General features: G+C 38.8%; 21 protein-coding genes. 16 read left to right on the forward strand and 5 right to left on the reverse strand.

The features are described from left to right. Positions 1–2: 2 nt before the first annotated feature. Positions 3–776, forward strand: a complete 774-nt coding sequence (locus CQA58_RS00805) for a MetQ/NlpA family ABC transporter substrate-binding protein (RefSeq protein WP_115568805.1) — start codon at positions 3–5, stop codon at positions 774–776. A gap of 157 nt (positions 777–933) precedes the next feature. Next, the gene (locus CQA58_RS00810; RefSeq protein WP_147288588.1) at positions 934–3,327 is read left to right on the forward strand and encodes an autotransporter outer membrane beta-barrel domain-containing protein; all 2,394 of its coding nucleotides are present in this window, start codon (positions 934–936) and stop codon (positions 3,325–3,327) included. A 4-nt stretch (positions 3,328–3,331) separates the two neighbouring features. Here the strand turns inward: CQA58_RS00810 and CQA58_RS00815 are convergent, their stop codons facing one another. The 4 genes from CQA58_RS00815 to ribE form a co-directional block, all read right to left on the reverse strand. Beyond that, entirely contained in the window at positions 3,332–3,601 is a 270-nt protein-coding gene (locus CQA58_RS00815; protein WP_115568807.1) for a type II toxin-antitoxin system RelE/ParE family toxin, read from the reverse strand. Then, on the reverse strand, positions 3,594–3,863 hold the full coding sequence (locus tag CQA58_RS00820; RefSeq protein WP_115568808.1) for a type II toxin-antitoxin system RelB/DinJ family antitoxin: 270 nt from the start codon (positions 3,861–3,863) through the stop codon (positions 3,594–3,596). Before CQA58_RS00820 ends, CQA58_RS00815 begins: the two co-directional genes overlap by 8 nt. Before the next feature lie 74 nt (positions 3,864–3,937). Continuing rightward, entirely contained in the window at positions 3,938–4,204 is a 267-nt protein-coding gene (locus tag CQA58_RS00825; protein WP_115568809.1) for an EscU/YscU/HrcU family type III secretion system export apparatus switch protein, read from the reverse strand. Positions 4,205–4,206: 2 nt separating this feature from the next. Then, on the reverse strand, positions 4,207–4,815 hold the full coding sequence (ribE, locus tag CQA58_RS00830) for a riboflavin synthase (protein ID WP_115568810.1): 609 nt from the start codon (positions 4,813–4,815) through the stop codon (positions 4,207–4,209). Positions 4,816–4,880: 65 nt separating this feature from the next. On the opposite strand from ribE, the gene CQA58_RS00835 reads away from it, so the two are divergent. From CQA58_RS00835 to CQA58_RS00895, 14 genes are all read left to right on the forward strand, one after another. Then, positions 4,881–5,639: a TatD family hydrolase gene (locus CQA58_RS00835; protein ID WP_115568811.1), complete on the forward strand. Its 759-nt coding sequence runs from the start codon at positions 4,881–4,883 to the stop codon at positions 5,637–5,639. Positions 5,640–5,676: 37 nt separating this feature from the next. Further along, the gene (locus CQA58_RS00840; protein WP_245942725.1) at positions 5,677–6,795 is read left to right on the forward strand and encodes a lytic transglycosylase domain-containing protein; all 1,119 of its coding nucleotides are present in this window, start codon (positions 5,677–5,679) and stop codon (positions 6,793–6,795) included. A 137-nt stretch (positions 6,796–6,932) separates the two neighbouring features. Then, positions 6,933–7,700 carry a septal ring lytic transglycosylase RlpA family protein gene (locus CQA58_RS00845; protein WP_425454669.1) on the forward strand — a complete coding sequence of 256 codons (768 nt, stop codon included), beginning with the start codon at positions 6,933–6,935 and terminating at the stop codon, positions 7,698–7,700. Beyond that, entirely contained in the window at positions 7,697–8,191 is a 495-nt protein-coding gene (locus tag CQA58_RS00850) for a KdsC family phosphatase (protein ID WP_115568813.1), read from the forward strand. The genes CQA58_RS00845 and CQA58_RS00850 overlap by 4 nt, the downstream gene beginning before the upstream one ends. Continuing rightward, complete coding sequence (locus CQA58_RS00855) at positions 8,175–8,738, forward strand: hypothetical protein (protein WP_115568814.1); 564 nt, start codon at positions 8,175–8,177, stop codon at positions 8,736–8,738. The genes CQA58_RS00850 and CQA58_RS00855 overlap by 17 nt, the downstream gene beginning before the upstream one ends. Next, positions 8,717–9,196 carry a lipopolysaccharide transport periplasmic protein LptA gene (gene lptA, locus CQA58_RS00860; protein ID WP_115568815.1) on the forward strand — a complete coding sequence of 160 codons (480 nt, stop codon included), beginning with the start codon at positions 8,717–8,719 and terminating at the stop codon, positions 9,194–9,196. Before CQA58_RS00855 ends, lptA begins: the two co-directional genes overlap by 22 nt. After that, positions 9,186–9,791 carry a ribosome biogenesis GTP-binding protein YihA/YsxC gene (gene yihA, locus CQA58_RS00865; protein ID WP_115568816.1) on the forward strand — a complete coding sequence of 202 codons (606 nt, stop codon included), beginning with the start codon at positions 9,186–9,188 and terminating at the stop codon, positions 9,789–9,791. Before lptA ends, yihA begins: the two co-directional genes overlap by 11 nt. A gap of 1 nt (position 9,792) precedes the next feature. Continuing rightward, entirely contained in the window at positions 9,793–10,248 is a 456-nt protein-coding gene (locus CQA58_RS00870; RefSeq protein ID WP_115568817.1) for an N-acetyltransferase, read from the forward strand. Further along, positions 10,197–10,670, forward strand: a complete 474-nt coding sequence (locus CQA58_RS08150) for a hypothetical protein (protein WP_147288589.1) — start codon at positions 10,197–10,199, stop codon at positions 10,668–10,670. The genes CQA58_RS00870 and CQA58_RS08150 overlap by 52 nt, the downstream gene beginning before the upstream one ends. Beyond that, complete coding sequence (gene mrdA / locus CQA58_RS00875) at positions 10,654–12,456, forward strand: penicillin-binding protein 2 (RefSeq protein ID WP_115568818.1); 1,803 nt, start codon at positions 10,654–10,656, stop codon at positions 12,454–12,456. The genes CQA58_RS08150 and mrdA overlap by 17 nt, the downstream gene beginning before the upstream one ends. Next, a complete protein-coding gene (gene pseB / locus CQA58_RS00880) occupies positions 12,453–13,442 on the forward strand; it encodes a UDP-N-acetylglucosamine 4,6-dehydratase (inverting) (protein ID WP_115568819.1) in 990 nt (329 codons plus the stop codon). Before mrdA ends, pseB begins: the two co-directional genes overlap by 4 nt. Before the next feature lie 2 nt (positions 13,443–13,444). Then, positions 13,445–14,629 carry a bifunctional phosphopantothenoylcysteine decarboxylase/phosphopantothenate--cysteine ligase CoaBC gene (gene coaBC / locus CQA58_RS00885; RefSeq protein ID WP_115568820.1) on the forward strand — a complete coding sequence of 395 codons (1,185 nt, stop codon included), beginning with the start codon at positions 13,445–13,447 and terminating at the stop codon, positions 14,627–14,629. After that, entirely contained in the window at positions 14,622–15,329 is a 708-nt protein-coding gene (locus tag CQA58_RS00890) for a hypothetical protein (protein WP_115568821.1), read from the forward strand. Before coaBC ends, CQA58_RS00890 begins: the two co-directional genes overlap by 8 nt. A gap of 9 nt (positions 15,330–15,338) precedes the next feature. Beyond that, positions 15,339–16,031, forward strand: coding sequence for a di-trans,poly-cis-decaprenylcistransferase (locus CQA58_RS00895; RefSeq protein WP_115568822.1), 693 nt, complete (start codon positions 15,339–15,341; stop codon positions 16,029–16,031). Positions 16,032–16,033: 2 nt separating this feature from the next. Here the strand turns inward: CQA58_RS00895 and CQA58_RS00900 are convergent, their stop codons facing one another. Beyond that, complete coding sequence (locus CQA58_RS00900; protein ID WP_115568823.1) at positions 16,034–16,744, reverse strand: hypothetical protein; 711 nt, start codon at positions 16,742–16,744, stop codon at positions 16,034–16,036. Positions 16,745–17,008: the final 264 nt, after the last annotated feature.

The following is a 17,008-nucleotide window of genomic DNA, read 5'->3' on the forward strand; positions in this document are numbered from 1 at the left end:
TAATGAAAAAAATATTAGGTGTATTTTTGGGGGTATGGGTTGCGTTTTTGGGTGCTGTGGAGTTGAAAGTAGGGGCTTCTGCTGTGCCTCACGCTCAAATCCTTGAGTTTATCAAAGAAGATTTGGCTCAAGATGGCGTAGAGCTAAAGGTGGTGGTGTTTTCTGACTATGTTACACCAAACCTTGCTCTAAATGATGGCTCAATTGATGCAAATTATTTCCAGCATAAGCCATATTTGGAGAAAATGATTGCCGATCGTGGGCTAAAGCTCAAAGAGGAAGCCAAGATTCATATCGAGCCTTTGGGAGTGTATAGTAAGAGGTGCAGAAGTATTGCGACTTTGAAGAAAAATGCAAAAGTGGCAATCCCCAATGATCCTACCAATGGGGCAAGAGCGTTGATTTTGTTGCATAATGAGGGAGTAATCAAGCTTAGAAATCCTAGCAATCTCTCTTCTACTACTTTTGATATCATTGAAAACCCTAAAAAAATAAAAATCATTCCAATGGACGCAGCCACTTTGCCTAGAATCCTAGGAGATATGGACGCAGTGGTCATCAATGGTAACTATGCTCTCCAAGCAGGACTTTCTCACAAATCTGCTCTAGCCCTAGAGGATAGTCGCTCCTCTTATGCCAATATCATTGCCACAAGGGTGGATACAGGAGATAAGCAAGAGGCAATCAACAAGCTCATCAAACACCTCAAATCTCAAAAAGTCAAAGACTTTATGGAGAAGCGATATGGGGGAGAAGTGATTGCTGTGTTTGAATAAATAAAAAGTGGGGGTAAATTTTAAAATTTCAGTGGGGTTTAAGGAAAAATATTTTAAAATCTTGCCTTTGAATTTCAATACAAAGGACAGAAAATGTTTATTACCCCCCCCCCCTCATAAAGGAAAAACTCTACTTCTAAGTCTTGCTCTTGCTCAAGTGCTTTGTGCAAGTGATATTGTTTTTACTCCGACACTTGATCCTTTAACAAATCAGCCCAATGAAAATGAGGGAAATTTGTATGCAAAGTTTAATTCATCAGATAGATCTTTTAGCATTAGCGAAGAAAATTCGTTAGGCAAAACCCAAATTCCTCAAAAATCTACTATAACTTTTAAAACCTATGAAAAAACTTCAGCAGATAAATGGAGTGCATATGCTTGGTATGATGGGATTACAGGGTTAACCCATGATAATAATTTGGATTCTGATGTTTCGGTTATCAGTATTAATACGCCAACATCTACGATTGTATTAGATTCTTTTATGACTACACGACACAACAGACCTGATTGGAGTTTGGGTGGGGATACTGGAAAGGCTGTAAAGTTTACCAATATACAAGGGGATTTAAATATTGTTGCAAAGACATTGCAAATTGGTGGAGGGCACAATTTGAGATATGCATTCGAAAATGAAAGACCAGGGGAAGAAATTCGTGGAGAAGCCTCATTGGCTATTTTTCAAGGAAATAATTATGGCAAGGCAGATATTCAGACAGACATTCTTGTTAAGAGTGATGGGTTTTTACAGATTGATAATCTTTTAGAAACTGAGTTTAGCTTCACTCTTAGGGGTGGTTTGAGTATTGATGGTGGAAAGCTTGTGGTTGGATCAAGGACTGATGCACAGACAAATTTTGTGGTCACTAAAGAAGCCTTGATAAAAGATGCTTATATTGCTGTTTTTGTTTCAGGACAGAATAATATAAAAGAGCATAAAATTTTGACTGCACTTGGTGGGGTTGCTCTAGAGGGGCAACAAGAAATTGTTGGTTTTACTTCATATTTTTTAAGAGATTTTGTAGATGTAAGTGAGGGAAATAATAAATCACCATCTGTACATCAACAAGTAAGCAGATTATATGAGTTTACACCAGAAGTCGTAGGCAATTCTCTTTTTGCAAACGCAACATTAACTCAATATGCAAAAAACAACAAAATAGAAAAAATTGTTGAAGAAGAAAAAAATAATCTTGCATTATGGTTTTACACAAATGCACAAGAAAATGGTGATACCGAAGTACAAAACGCCTTGTTCACCTACCTCCAATCTCAAGGAATCAATCCTGATGGAACTAGTCTAATTGCAATGTGTTCTACTAGAGCTTCCACCCTCTCCACCACAGGATTTGATAATATTGACTCTAAACTCTCTACTATCAAAGAAGGGGTAAATAATGCTTTGGCTGAAAGCATTAAAAACTCTAGCAATAATCTTTTGGCTGTAAATTTTGTCAATACTCTAATGCAAGGCTATAATAATACTCCCATAGAGCTTATTAATGAAGTCAAAGACAATATCACTTCACTCTCTCACTCTCTCTCACTTTTAAGAAATGATCTTCCTACAGCTTTGGCTTTGTCTTCAAGATTTGCCTCTTTCTCTTTTGCTCCTAAAAAGAGTTCAAACTCTCAAGACAATCATCAAACTCCAAACTCTCCTAATCCTTCAAACTCACTCTCTCTCAAAGACACTCAAGTGAGTTTGAGTAAAGAGAGTGCTGTATCTATCCCAGATACTTCTCTAGCTCTCTCAAACTCTCTTTGGGCTAATGCCTTTGGAGGAGCTAATTTACTAGGAAGTAATATTGGAGCAAGTTATGGATTTAATCTAGGATATGATAAGGCTTTAGGCAATACTTTATTGGGAGTATATCTCTCTTATGCTTATGATACCCTCTCTCCCCTCTCCACCCTCTCTCTTAACTCTCACAATCTCAAACTTGGAGTGTATTCAAGGATAGAGAAAGAAAGCAATGAAATCGATTTAGAGCTTAACTCTCTTCTCTCAATCATCTCAGAAGAGAGTGATACACAAGCCTTGTCTTCAAAGAGTAGTGCAAACTTCCTCTCTTCTCTCTCAGAACTCAAAGCCACTTATGGTTATGCCTTTTTAGAGGGAGAGTTTAGAGTTAAACCCCTCTTAGGAATCTCTTTATCCCTCTCTTACACTCCAAGCTTTAGAGAGAGTGGAGATATCCAAAAAGACTTTGGCTCTCAAACTAACTTTAGCACTGCTCTTGAAGTAGGAGTAGAATTTAGAAAAACATTTGCAAATCAAGGATTTCTCTATTCTCTCCTAAGTATTGAGCAAGACTTGTTTCACTCTCAAAAGAGCTTAGAGATAGATTCTCAATCTCTCTCCCTCTCTCCTTCTCTTAAAACTTATGCTCAAATCCTGTTAGGAGGAGAGGTAGCAATCTCAAAGGATTGGAGCATTGATTTAAATCTAGGAGTAAAGCAAGGGATATTAGGGGAGAGAGATAATCAAGATAAGCAAATCAATGAAACTTATGTGAGTGGAAGTGTGGGAGTGGGGTATAGGTTTTAGGGGATTACCTAAAAAGTTGAGAGTGTGTGCCAATCCTTACAAGATAAAGCACACTATCTTCAATCTTATAAATAACAAGCAAATCACTTCCGATATGAAATTCACGATATTGGTTGTATTCCCCTTGAAGGGGATGATTTTTTGCGTGGGTGGGGAGTTGATTGTTGCTTTGAAGGATTGAGAGAAAGAGAATTAGGTTTTCAAATTCGTGATTTTTGAAACGAGTTTTTTGAAAATCATTGATGAAAATTTTTGTCCTCAAAATCTTAAGCATTTTGTTTTAGACTTTTTAGCTCTTTTATACTGAGGGGTTGCAAATCTATTTTTTCCTCTACTTCTTTTATCGCTTTTTGTGTTTCTGTATTTGGAAAATGACTTGCACCTCTAAGCTCAAAAGGAATAGCATTTTCTCTAATCACAGCTTTGATAAAGACATTGAAGGCTGTGCTTAGATTCAATCCCAATGAATTGATAACTTTTTCAAATTCTTGTTTGTCTTGTAAATCTGTGCGAAATGTGATATTTGTCGTTGCCATATTTTGCTCCTTGTTTTTATTTATTATGCCATTTTATATATAAACACTTGCATTACAAGTGCAATGTATTGCAACTACTCTCTACTCAACTGAGCTTTTTTCTCACAATCATTGAGCCAAATGAAGACTTCTACAAGTGCAGAGTATAGCTCACTTGGGACTTCTTCATCTACTTCAAGACCAAGCAGAGAATCTACTAAAACTTGATTTTGAAATAAGGGGATATTAAACTCTTTGGCTTTAGAGATAATGCTTTGAGCGATTGCCCCTTTGCCACTAGCAAGGACTTTGGGAGCATTATGCAAGGCTTGATTGTAAGCTAGGGCAGCGGCTTTTTTCATCTCTAGTATCCTAGAGTGAGAGCGTCAAATCTCTCCCACGATCCTTTCCTCATTTTGCCCATAAGATGAGCGATACTCCTCACAATCACATCACTTTCAATATTGACTCTTCTATTGGGTTTGTAGGTGTGAAAGAGAGTGTTTTGGAGTGTGTGAGGAATAAGGGTAAGGGTAAGATAGGGGGCTGAGAAGTCTGTGATTGTCAGACTTACCCCATCAACACTCACAGAGCCATCAGTTACCATTAGATGATGAAGATGAGGGGGGAGCTTGATATTAAAGAGTGTTTGAGAGCTTTCTTTTTTGATATGAGTAAGCACTCCCACTCCATCGATATGCCCTTGCACAATATGCCCATCAAGTCTATCACTAAAACGCAGAGCAGGTTCTAAATGCACTTTACCTCTAAGATTTTCTATGGCGATTTTCTCTTGAGTGTGAGAAGTAAGATTGAGGGAAAATCCCCACTTATAAATCTCTACAACAGTAAGACAAGCTCCATTGATAGCGATACTATCCCCAATATTTGGAACATAAGGAGAGAGGATTTCTAAAGTATTGTTTTTGAAACTCTTAACTTCTGCAATTTCTCGGATCAAACCACTAAACATATCTTGCCTTTTTTGTTTTGCAAAATTATATAATTTCTTTTGATTATAAAAGCAAAAGGAAAAAAATGATCACTGATACGCATTGTCATCTTGATAGTGAAGTTTTTAGAGAAGATTTGGCGATTGTGATTGACAATGCCAAAGCTGTGGGAGTGAAGAGGTTTGTTATCCCTGCGGCAGATTTGAAGGATTTAGAATATGCCAAAGCGATTGCAAGTAAGTATGAAGAGGTGTATTTTGCTAGTGGGGTTCATCCCTATCACTTAGAGAGCTATGACTTTGAGAGAGTGAGGGCAATGTGTGAGGAGAAGAAGTGTATTGCTGTGGGGGAGTGTGGGCTTGATTATTTTAGATTGAGTGAGGGAAGAGAGCAAGAGGAGAGGGAAGAGCAAAAAAGGGTTTTGATAGAGCAAATTGAGCTTTCTATCAAGCTCAATCTTCCTCTAATCTTGCATGTAAGAGAAGCAAGTCATGATATAGCAGAAATTTTGAGGCATTATCCCAAAGCTAGAGGGGTATTTCACTGCTTCAATGCTGATGAAGTCTTGCTAGAGTTTAAAGAGAGGTTTTTTTATGGAATCGGAGGGGTTTTGACTTTCAAAAATGCAAGGCGATTGCTTGAAGTGTTGCCAAAGATTCCACTTAGTCGCCTTGTGCTAGAAACTGACGCTCCCTATCTTACTCCCCACCCACATCGTGGAGAGAGAAATGAGCCAAAGTTTATCCCTCTAGTTTTGCAAAAAATTTCAGAGATTTTAGCAATCCCTGTGGAGCAAATTTCAGAGCAGTGTGAGAAAAATACAAAAGAACTCTTTGATTTATAGGATAAAATTATCCTTTTTGTAATTTGGAGATGATAGATTGAGAATTTTTAGCCTATGTTGTTTGAGTTTTTTATCTTTATTTGGTGCGATTGATTATCAAAGCTCTGTGGATTTCAAAATGCCCCAAGTGAGGACAAGTGAGAATATTTTGAACTCCTTTGATTTGGACGCTTCATTTTTGCCCTCACTCAATATGTCAAATGCGACTTATAAACGCAGTGTGAAAGCAAGGTGGGATTATTTTGTAGAGAAGTTTGATAAGGGCTATGAGGTGATTCCTACATTGCGTTTGATGATGATAGAGCAGGGGATTCCTCAAGAATTTTTATTTCTTGCAATGGCAGAATCTGAGTTTTCTATGAGGGCTTTTAGTCCTAAGAAAGCAAGTGGGATATGGCAGTTGATGCCTAAGACTGCCAAAGAAATGGGGCTAAAAATCAACAACTACATTGATGAGCGTCGCGACCCTATCAAAAGCACAAAAGCAGCGATAAAATACCTCAAATTTCTCAAAAACATTACAGGGGAGTGGTATCTAGCCGCAATGGCTTATAATTGTGGTGTAGGGCGATTGCAAAAGGCAATCAAAAAGGCAGGAAGTAAGGATTTGGAAGTGTTATTAGATCCTCAAAAAGCATATTTGCCAAGAGAGACAAGGAATTATATTCGTATGATTTTGGGAATGAGTTTGGCCTTTAATGATGCAGATGTGCTAAAAAATGAGGATAGAGAATACTTCCTTAATCGTGGGGCAGGAAGTATGATTACAGGAGTGGAGGTGCAAGCAGGCACACCACTAGTGGATATTGCCAAAGCCATTGGCTTGGATCTCAATGAGCTGAAGCGATACAACAAGCAATTTCGCTACAACTTCCTTCCCCCTGGTAAGGGCAAATACACCGTTTATATCCCTTATGATAAATTAGCTCTTTTTAGGCAAGAGTTTCAATCCTCACGCCGAGCGAATGAAATGTTTGTGCTTCACTATGTCAAAAAAGGTGAAACGCTCTCAAGTATCGCCAAAAAATATAAAAGTGATATTAAAGAGATAAAAAATATCAATGAGGTAAAAAGCTCACATTTGAGTATCAAACAAGCTTTGATTATTCCTGTGTTAAAAGATCAATACAAAAAGAGAGTGGCACAAAAACAATGAGAGTTTATATTTTAGCTTTAGGTTTTTTAGTTTTGGCTGGATGTTCAAGCAAGAGTGTTTATCGTGGAGGAAGTGGGGGATTTGAAAATTATGAGGATATGGCTCTTTATCGCAAAGGCACAAGCTTAGATCCTGATATGACACCTCCAAGCAATCCAAGTGAGATTAGAGGTGGAGTAGGGGTAGATACAAGGGGAATGAGAGAATCTCAAGCGATTCAGAGGGCGACAATGCGTCCTTATAAGATTGATGGAAAGTGGTATTATCCTCAAAGAGTGAGTTTGGGTGAGAAATTTGATGGGATTGCAAGTTGGTATGGTCCAAACTTCCACGCCAAAAAAACCTCAAATGGAGAGATTTATAATATGCACGCTCACACTGCTGCAAGTAAGATTTTGCCGATGAATACCGTGGTGCGTGTGTATAACAAAGAAAATGGCAAAAGCACAATTGTAAGAATCAATGATAGAGGGCCTTTTGTAGATGGAAGGATTATTGATCTCTCCAATGCCGCAGCACACGATATTGATATGGTGCAAAAAGGCACAGCTCAAGTGCAACTTGAAGTTATAGGATTTAAAGGAATTATTGGCACACAAATGAATCGCCCAAGCGAGATGAATAAAGAGCTTAGTGCAGAATTTAAAGTCGGAAATAGCGATGAGAGCGTTGATGGTGGAAGCTTTGCATTGCAAGTGGGGGCATTCAGACGCAAAGAAGGAGCAGAGGAAACCAAAGCCCAATTTGATCAGCTCAGAAACTATCAGACAATCATTCAAGAGCAAGAGCTTGATGATGGCGTGATTTATCGTGTGCTTATTCAAGGCTTTAGAAGCGAAGAAGAAGCCAATGACTTCCTCTCTTCTCATCCAAATATCAAGGCAAAAGTGATTATCAGACAATGATAGAGATGTTGCTTTTAGACGTCGATGGGACTTTGAGTGATGGCAAGATTTATTATAGTGATAATGGAGGGGAGTATAAAGTCTTTGATGTCAAAGATGGCTTAGGGCTTAGGGTATGGAAAAAACTAGGGAAAAAGTCTGCCATTATTACAGGAAGAAAGTCGCTAATTGTTGAGAGAAGAGCCAAAGAGCTAGGAATAGATGAAATCTATATGGGGGTAGAGGATAAGGCAGAGGTAGCAAAAGAGATTAAACAAAAGTATTCCCTTTCTCAAGAGCAAGTGGCTTGTATTGGTGATGATTATAATGATTTGCCAATGTTTAAAGAAAGTGGATTAAAGTTTTCTCCACAAAACGCAGTTGAATTCATCAAGAAAAATGCCGATATGGTGTTGTCAAAAAAAGGTGGTGATGGAGCTGTAAGAGAGCTTATTGAGTTTTTAATGAGGCAAGAGGGTTTGGAGGAGAAGTGGCTTGAGTTCTTCACTTAAGACATATTTGTTTTTTTTGTGCATTTTATTTTTCTCTGTGTATTTTGTCGTGCAACCTCCTGAGGGGGGAGAGAAAAAAGAGCGAAGCAATGAAGAAGTTGCAACGCTTGAAATCAATCAATTCACACTTTACTCTATCAGAGAGAGCAAACCTGAATTACTTGTAGTGGGGCTAAAGGCATTGCGATATGATGATAGAGAAGAGTTTTTTGATTTTTTTCTTGCCAATTTTGGGCTTCAAAGAGAGAAAAAAAAGGATTTTAAGCAAGAAGATATTGAGTATTTCAAAGTCGGACACGCAATCAAAAAGAAAGATATGTATTGGTTTTATAAAGGGATTGATTATTTGAGTGAGGGGGGAATGAGTTTTGTAGCAAAAGAGGGGATATATAACTCTAGTGCAAAAATCTTTGATAGTATAGGGTATTTTCAATTCCAAAGCCAAGAGGGGAATTTTGAGGGGGAAAACTTGCATTTTGATGGAGAAAAGCAAGTGCTTGATGCAAATAATCCAAAAGGAAAGATATGGTTAGAAAACTCGCTTTGATTTGTTGCCTTATCACTTCTTTTTGGGCAAAAGACTTGCTAGAAGTGAGTGCTGAAAAAATCCATAGTAACCAAGAAAAGGGGCTAACTACTATCAGTGGAAATGTTGTGATAAAAAAAGGGTTGGATATTCTCAAAGCCCAAAAAGTAGTCATCAAAACCGATTCTAAGCGAAATCCTACATTTTATGATGCAAGTGGCAATGTGAATTTTAGAGTTACCCTAGAGGATAAAAGAGTGATGAATGGTGAGGCTCAAAAAGTAACCTATGATGCACTCAAAAATGAATATCGCCTCAAAGGAAAAGCGTGGATCAAGGAAGAGGGTAAAAAAAACACAATTAGAGGAGAGGAGATTGTATTTAATCCTGTGAATGGTTATGCAAGTGTTGTGGGAGATAAGAAGAAACCTGCAAAAATCACATTCACACTTGAGGAGAAGGGAAAAAATGGCAAATAAAATCCTCTCCCCTCGCTTCATCACCTCAGCCTCTAAGCTCCTAGAGTGTCCAAGTGCAGATTGCATAGAGATTGCGATTTTGGGAAGAAGTAATGTGGGAAAATCAAGCTTTATCAATCTATTTTTGGGCAAAAATGGATTAGCCAAAAGCTCTTCTACCCCTGGTAAAACTCAGCTTATCAACTTCTTTGGTGCAGAGTATATTGATGAGAGCAAAACCCTTGCTTTCAAAATCGTGGATTTGCCTGGTTTTGGTTATGCCAAAGTTTCCAAAGGGCAAAAGAGAGAATGGGATAAAAATCTAGTAGAGTTCTTATCTCAAAGAAATAGTATCAAACTCTTTTTGCATCTCATTGATTCAAGGCATACAGATTTGGAAAACGACAAATCTGTGGCAGATTTTCTCAAAGGATTTATTCGAGGCGATCAGAGTATTTTGCAGATTTACACCAAAGCCGATAAGCTCAAAAATCAAGAAAAAATGCGTTTCCTCTCTCGCAATCAAATCCTTGCCTCCACCAATCTCTCAGAGCCAAAAATCACGCCTTTGGCAGAAGTGAGAAAGATAGTGATAGATAAGGCTTTGGAGGGCTAAAATGGAGTTTGTCAAACCCACATTGAAAGATATTGCTGAAATGATTGCTCTTGTTGAGCCTGAAGTCAAAAAAGGTGTTATCTTGCCTAGAAGTCAAGAAGAAATGGCAAATACCATTCGCTCATACTATGTGGCAAAGGTAGAGGGCAGGATCGTGGGGTTTTGTGCTTTGCATATTTACTCCCCTTCTTTGGCAGAAGTGAGGAGTTTGATTGTCAAAGAAGAATATCGCTCCAATGGGATAGGCAAAGGGCTTGTAGAGCTTCTTTTGGAAGAGGGCAAGAGATTGGGGATAGAAGAAGTGCTAGTTTTAACCTATCAAGAGAGGTTTTTTAAAGCTTTAGGGTTTAGTGTGATTGAAAAAGAAGAGATTCCCAACCCCAAAATTTGGACGGATTGTATCAAATGCAAACATTTTCCAAAATGCAACGAAATCGCATTGTTAAAAAGAATCTAGGCTATTTTTTAGTCTTTATTGCTTTGGCAATTTATTGTTTTTTGGGAGATATTTTTGTCTTTTTGCCTCCATTGCTAGGAGTAATGTTTGTGCTATTTTCTCACTCAATTGTCCAAAGAAAGACAGCAAATCTCATCTTAATCTTTGCCTATTTGCTTTGGATAGAGTGTGATAGGGGATTGGCTTTGGGGACTTTGATTGTCTTTTATACTCTTTATTATATTTTGGTATTTAATCCTATTGAGTTTTGGATCAGAAAAAAAATGAATTTTTTGTATGTAGCTTTGGTGTATTTGGGGTTTTTTATCTTATTGGGATTTGTGGGGAGCTATGGCGAGGGTATGGAGCTAGGGAGTTTGGCAGGATTATTTGTATATTATGCAATCTTAGAGGGGGCGATAAGCTATGCGTTTAAGGTTTAAAATCCTTGTAGGATTCTTTGGCATTGTTTGTTTGGTCTTGGTGGTAAGGATTTATTTTTTGGGGGTGAAGTCTAATGTGTATTTTGAAAAAATCGCACAAAGAAATACAGAAAAGACTGAAACCCTTATTCCCTCAAGAGGGCAGATTTTTGATCGCAATGGCGAGGTTTTGGCAACCAATGAGCTAGGATTTTCAATCGCACTCAATCCCTTGCTCAATACCAAAGCAAAACTTGAGAGAGAGATTGATTATATTTTGCGTTTTTTTCCTTCTTTGAATAAAGAAAAACTAATCAAAGAATATCGCAATGAATACTCCCCCTACAATCACTCTCCAATCATTCTCATCCCCTTTGTAGAATATGCTCAAATGCAAAAGATTTACACTCAAATGATTCAAAACCCCAATCTCTATATCACTCCAAGCACAAAGCGATTTTATCCTTATGATTCTTTGGCTTCTCATATCATCGGCTATGCAGGGAGTGCCAATCAAAAAGATATCCAAGAAGACCCTGTGGCAAAATACACCCATATTATCGGAAAGCTTGGGATTGAGAGAGAATACAATCTTGAGCTTCAAGGCTCACTAGGGTATCGCAAAGTCAAAGTCAATGCCCTCAACAAAGAAGTGGATTTCCTCTCTGAGCAAGCACTCAAAAACGGAGAGAGTGTGCAAATCAGTATCGATGTGGCATTGCAAAAAGTGGTTGATAAGCAGTTTAGGGATAAAAGTGGGGCAGTGGTGATTATGGATGTGGAGAGTGGGGAGATTTTGGCAGGAGGAAGCTATCCAGAGTATAATCTCAATGACTTTGTAGGGGGAATCTCTCATGCTAAATGGAATGCCCTGCTTGATAACCCCTATAAACCACTTTTAAATAAATTTCTAGCAGGTGTTTATCCCCCTGGTTCTGTTGTGAAAATGGGAATCGCATTGAGTTTTTTAGAGCATGGAGGGATTGATGAGAAGACATTAGTGGATACGCCTGAGTATGTAGAGCTTGGAGGGAGAAGATTTAGGGATTGGAAAGTGGGGGGACATGGGAAATCAGATATGATAAAGGCTATTAGAGAGAGCGTTGATGTGTATTTTTATATTTTTTCTCAAAAAGTGGGAGTAGAAAATATCACAGGGACACTCAAGAAAATGGGCTTTGGAGAGAGAAGTGGGGTGGATTTGGGAGGAGAGGTTAGAGGGATTTTGCCAAATCCTGAGTGGAAAATGAAGCAATATGGACAACAATGGTTTGTAGGAGATACGATCAATATCTCTATTGGACAAGGAGCATTCCTCACCACACCTCTTCAAATCGCAAGATATACAGCACTTTTGGCTAGTGGCACACTTCCTACCCCTCATTTTGCGAAAAAAATTGGTAACAAAGAGTTAGAATATCAAAAGCAAGATGTCCTTACCCCTTTGCAAAAAAGCAAACTTCAAGCTATTGCTTTGGGAATGTATCAAGTTTGCAATGATAGTGATGGTGGGACAGCTTATCGCTATACCCAAGGCTCAAAAGTCAAACTAGCCTGTAAAACGGGGACAGCTCAAGTGGTAGGAATCCCCCAAGAGGTAAAAAAAAGGATCAAAGAGGAGGATATGGCATATTTTCATCGCTCTCACGGATGGATTACAGCCTTTGCCCCTTATAAAAATCCAAGATATGCTATCACAATCCTAGTCGAGCATGGAGGTGGGAGTCGCTCTGCTAGTCCGATTTTGGTAGATATTGTCAATGAAATGGAAGCTATGGGATATTTTTCTAAGGAGAAAGTAAAATGATTGATAATAAAGTGGTGTTGGTTACAGGTGGGACAGGAAGTTTTGGCAAGGCGTTTATCTCTAAGATTCTCAAAGACTACAATCCTAAAAAAGTCATCGTTTATAGTCGTGATGAGCTAAAACAATACGAAATGGCTCAAACTTTTAGCGATAAAAGAATGCGATTTTTTATCGGAGATGTAAGGGATAGCGAGAGATTAAGAAGTGCAATGGAGGGGGTAGATATTTGTATTCACGCCGCAGCACTCAAGCACGTGCCAATCGCTGAATACAATCCAATTGAGTGTATTAAGACTAATATTCATGGAGCAATGAATGTGATTGATGCCACCCTTTATCACGGAGTAGAGCATATCGTCGCATTAAGCACGGATAAGGCTGCAAGTCCAATCAATCTCTATGGAGCCACAAAACTATGCTCTGATAAGCTTTTTGTGAGTGCAAACAATATCAAAGGAAGCAAAAAATCTAAATTTTGTGTCGTGCGTTATGGCAATGTTGTAGGCTCTAGGGGAAGTGTAGTGCCATTTTTCAAGCAACTCATCTCTCAAGGAGCAAGTGAGCTTCCCATCACTGATGAGAGAATGACAAGATTTTGGATTACCCTAGAGGGTGGGGTGGAGTTTGTGCTAAAAAATATGGAGAGAATGCATGGAGGGGAGATTTTTATCCCAAAGATTCCAAGTATGAAAATCACAGACTTAGCTCACGCCCTAGCCCCCTCACTTCCTCTCAAAATCATTGGAATCCGCCCTGGGGAGAAGCTTCATGAAGTGATGATTCCCAAAGATGAAAGCCATTTGGCCATAGAATTTGATGACTTTTTTATCCTAGAGCCTACAATCAACTTCCAAACCCCTATTGATTATTTCTGCACTGCTTTAGGAGAGAGGGGGCAGAGGGTGGAGAGTAGCTTTGAGTATAGTAGCGATAAAAATAAGCATTGGCTTAGCTCCTCTCAGCTTCTAGGAATGATTGAGGAGTAAGAGTGGAATTCTTGCAAGACAAAAAGATTCTATTGTGTGTGAGTGGGGGAATCGCAGTCTATAAAAGCTTAGAGCTTGTAAGATTTTTCAAAAAAAGGGGAGCTAGGGTTAGGGTGGTGATGAGTGAGGGGGCAGAGCGATTTGTGGGGGCATTGAGCTTTGAGGCTTTGAGTGGAGAAGTGGTGTTAAAAGAGGGGAGTGAGAGCTGGAGTGAGGGAGGAGCAAACCATATTAGCTATGCGAGTTGGGCTGATGTGTGTGTGATTGCCCCCTCTACCATAAACACACTTTGTAAATTTGCCTATGGGATTGCTGATAATGTAATGCTTAGCACCCTTTTGGCCTCTCCCTCTCCTAAACTCATCGCTCCAAGTGCCAATACAACTATGTATCTCTCCCCACAAAGCCAAAACGCACTCAAAAGGTTGCAAGAAATAGGAGTGCAGATTATATCCCCAAGAGAGGATTTACTAGCGTGTGGGGTAAAGGGCGTGGGGGCAATGGCAGAAGTAGAGGAGATTGGCTATGAGGTGGCTAGAGCTTTAAAAAAAAATAAGTTTTGGAGTGGGAAAGAAGTGGTGATTAGTGGTGGGGGGAGCAGTGAGGCTATTGATGAAGTCAGATGCATTAGCAATCATTCAAGCGGACTACAAGCAAGTTATCTAGCCCTAGTGTTATATCTTTTGGGAGCAAATGTAACTTTTGTAACTTCTAAAATCCCAATCTTTCTCCCTAGTGGGATAAGAATCATCAAAGCCCAAAGCACACAAGAGTTTTATGAAAAGATTTCAATGAATGTGAGTGAGGGGGGGTATTATTTTGGAGTGGGGGCAATGAGTGATTTCAAACCCAAAGATTCTCAAAAGGGCAAAATCAAAAAATCTCAAGGCTTAGAGCTAGAGTTTGTCCCCACGATTGACATTCTCAAAACATTGCAAAAAGAAGGGCTAATCAAAGTCGGATTTAAGGCTGAAAAAGACAAGCAAAACGCCAAAAGTTATGCCACAAAAATGCTAGAGGAGAAAGGGTGCAAATATGTTTGCCTCAATGTCTTAGGAGAGCAAAACCCCTTTGGTTCAGAGCAAAATGCCATAACGCTTTTTTATGAGGGTGGGAGCAAAGAGTTTGCACTTAGCAATAAGCTCTCATTGTGCTTCTCTCTTTTGGAGTTTATCGCTAATGATTGAGAGGCTTTTGGAAATCCAAAGACTAAATCTAGCAAGTAAAATTGGCAAAGAAAGTATCTTTAACTCCACACTCCCAATCAAACTCAAAGTCCTAGCCAAAAAAGGGGGAATGAAATATCTCCTAGAAGTAGGCAAACGCACTCTAGAAACTCGCTCCCTCAAAGAGCTTGAGGTGGGAGCGAAGTATTTTGCGATGATGAAGAGTGGCAAGGCAGGAAATATCATTCTCTCTTCCCTCACCCCTGAGCCAAAACTCAACAAAACTCCTCTAAGCCTTGATTTTATAGAGAGCAAGGAGCTAATGAGTAAGAATACTTTCAAAGAGATTGCAGAGTTTGCAAGCGAGCGTTTAGCAAGAGCTGAGGGCAAGGAAGAGTTTATGGAGTGGGCGTTTGTGCTGAGTGGATTGCAAAAGGGAGTTTTGAGCTTTTGTATCCAAGATGAAGAAAAAAAGCACTACACACAAGTGAAAAAGAGAAAAAATAGTTTAGAATTTTACGCAGTTTTTAGCCATTTGGGGATTTTGAGTGGCAAACTCTCTAGTATTTTGGAGCTTGAAGTGATGTATCCTTCAGTTGCCAAGCTTTTGGAAGAAAATTTAGATTTGCTAAAGTGGGGAGGAGAAGTGAGGATTGAAGTCAAAGAGGGGATTAAGCCTTTGTTTTGTATGCAAGAGAGTTTATTGGATTTAAGCATTTAGGAATGAGTGATGAGTAATCAACTAAAACATTTGGCAATCATTATGGATGGCAATGGGCGATGGGCGACAAATAGGGGAGAGAAGAGGGTAGAGGGGCATAAAAAGGGAGCTAGGGTTGTCGATGAGATCACACAATGGTGTGTAAAAGAGAGTATCCAAACCCTCACCTTATATGCTTTCTCCACTGAAAATTGGAAACGCCCCAAATATGAAGTGAAATTTTTGATGAAAATGCTTGAGGACTATTTGGAGAGTGAGCTAGAAAAATACCAAAAATACGACATTCGATTCTATGCCATAGGGGATATGGAGAGATTTTCTGCTCCACTCAAAGAAAAAATCGCCTACACTCAAGAAGCCACCAAAGACAATAAAGGACTAAACCAAGTCCTAGCACTCAATTATGGAGCTAGAAATGAGCTTTCAAGAGCGATTCAAAAAATCACTAATCAGCTAGAGGGCAAGAGTGCAGAGCAGATAGAATCTCTCATCTCTTCTCACCTTGATACCCAAGAGTTTGGAGATGTGGATTTGCTGATTCGCACAGGAGGGGAGAGGAGATTATCAAACTTTTTGCTTTGGCAAATCTCTTATGCAGAGCTGTTTTTCACCCCCACTCTTTGGCCTGATTTTACCCCTAGTGAGCTAGAGGAAATCATCAAAGACTACAAAGCAAGAGAGAGGAGATTTGGGGGATTATAAGGCTAGAAAAAGTGCTTATAGCCAAGAGAGAGGGTGTAGTTGTAGGGATCTTCTCTTGGTAAAAACATTGGCATAATTGGAAGCTCCAAAACCAAATCAATAAATCCTGTCGGTAATCCAACTTGAAAACCTGTTCTTAAGTTACTAAAAACCCCATAAGTATTTGCACCATCAATAATAAAATGATAACTCCCACCTTTATTCATCATAAGAACACTAGCCCCTCCATTGATTCCTAGAATCATTCCAAAGCTACTTTCATTATTCTTCACAAAATCAAAGATTCCATCAATCCCTGCTGAAAATTCAATGGAAAGAGCAGAACTAAAATTATCAGGAATTGGAGCAGAGAAAATTGGAGATTTAAAATCAGGTGCATAGCTTAATCGCCCACGAAACATTACTTGATGTCCTATTTTTTCAGATGTGTATTTTTGCCACCCTCCCTCAATTGCTAAGGCAATATCAAAAGAGTTGGCATAAATATCTCCTCTTTTCCAGTATCTTGGATTAAACATAGGACAAGCCAAATCCATAATCCCTGCTCCCACACTAAAGCCGATAAAATGCTTTTTCTTTTTCTCCTCTTCTTCCTCAAGCAATCTTTCTTCTTCTGTCATTGAAGCCTCTCTGATTGCACCAAAAGCCCAAAAGATTGCGTGAGATTGATTCACACAAAGACACAAAAATAAAATAGCAAATATTCTTTTCATCAAATCCCTTAATTGTGTCAAGTTTTAGAAAAATATCCAAAATTTTTTCTAAGCAAACTTTATCAGATTCTCTAAGACTTAGTCAAGAAAAAAGAGCCAAAAGCGTGAAGAAAAACAAAATGATTACAAAAAGTAAATAGAGAAGTGTTACAAAACAGAAAGCATCGCCTTATGTGAGAATATATATACCACATTTCTAATATTTTCAATTAAATCATCTAAAAATCTTAATCGGGCTTTATTTCCGCAATTGTTTGATTGCTT

Origin of the sequence: Helicobacter brantae, from assembly GCF_003364205.1 — a bacterium.
In the GTDB taxonomy this organism is placed as follows: Bacteria; Campylobacterota; Campylobacteria; order Campylobacterales; family Helicobacteraceae; genus Helicobacter_G; species Helicobacter_G brantae.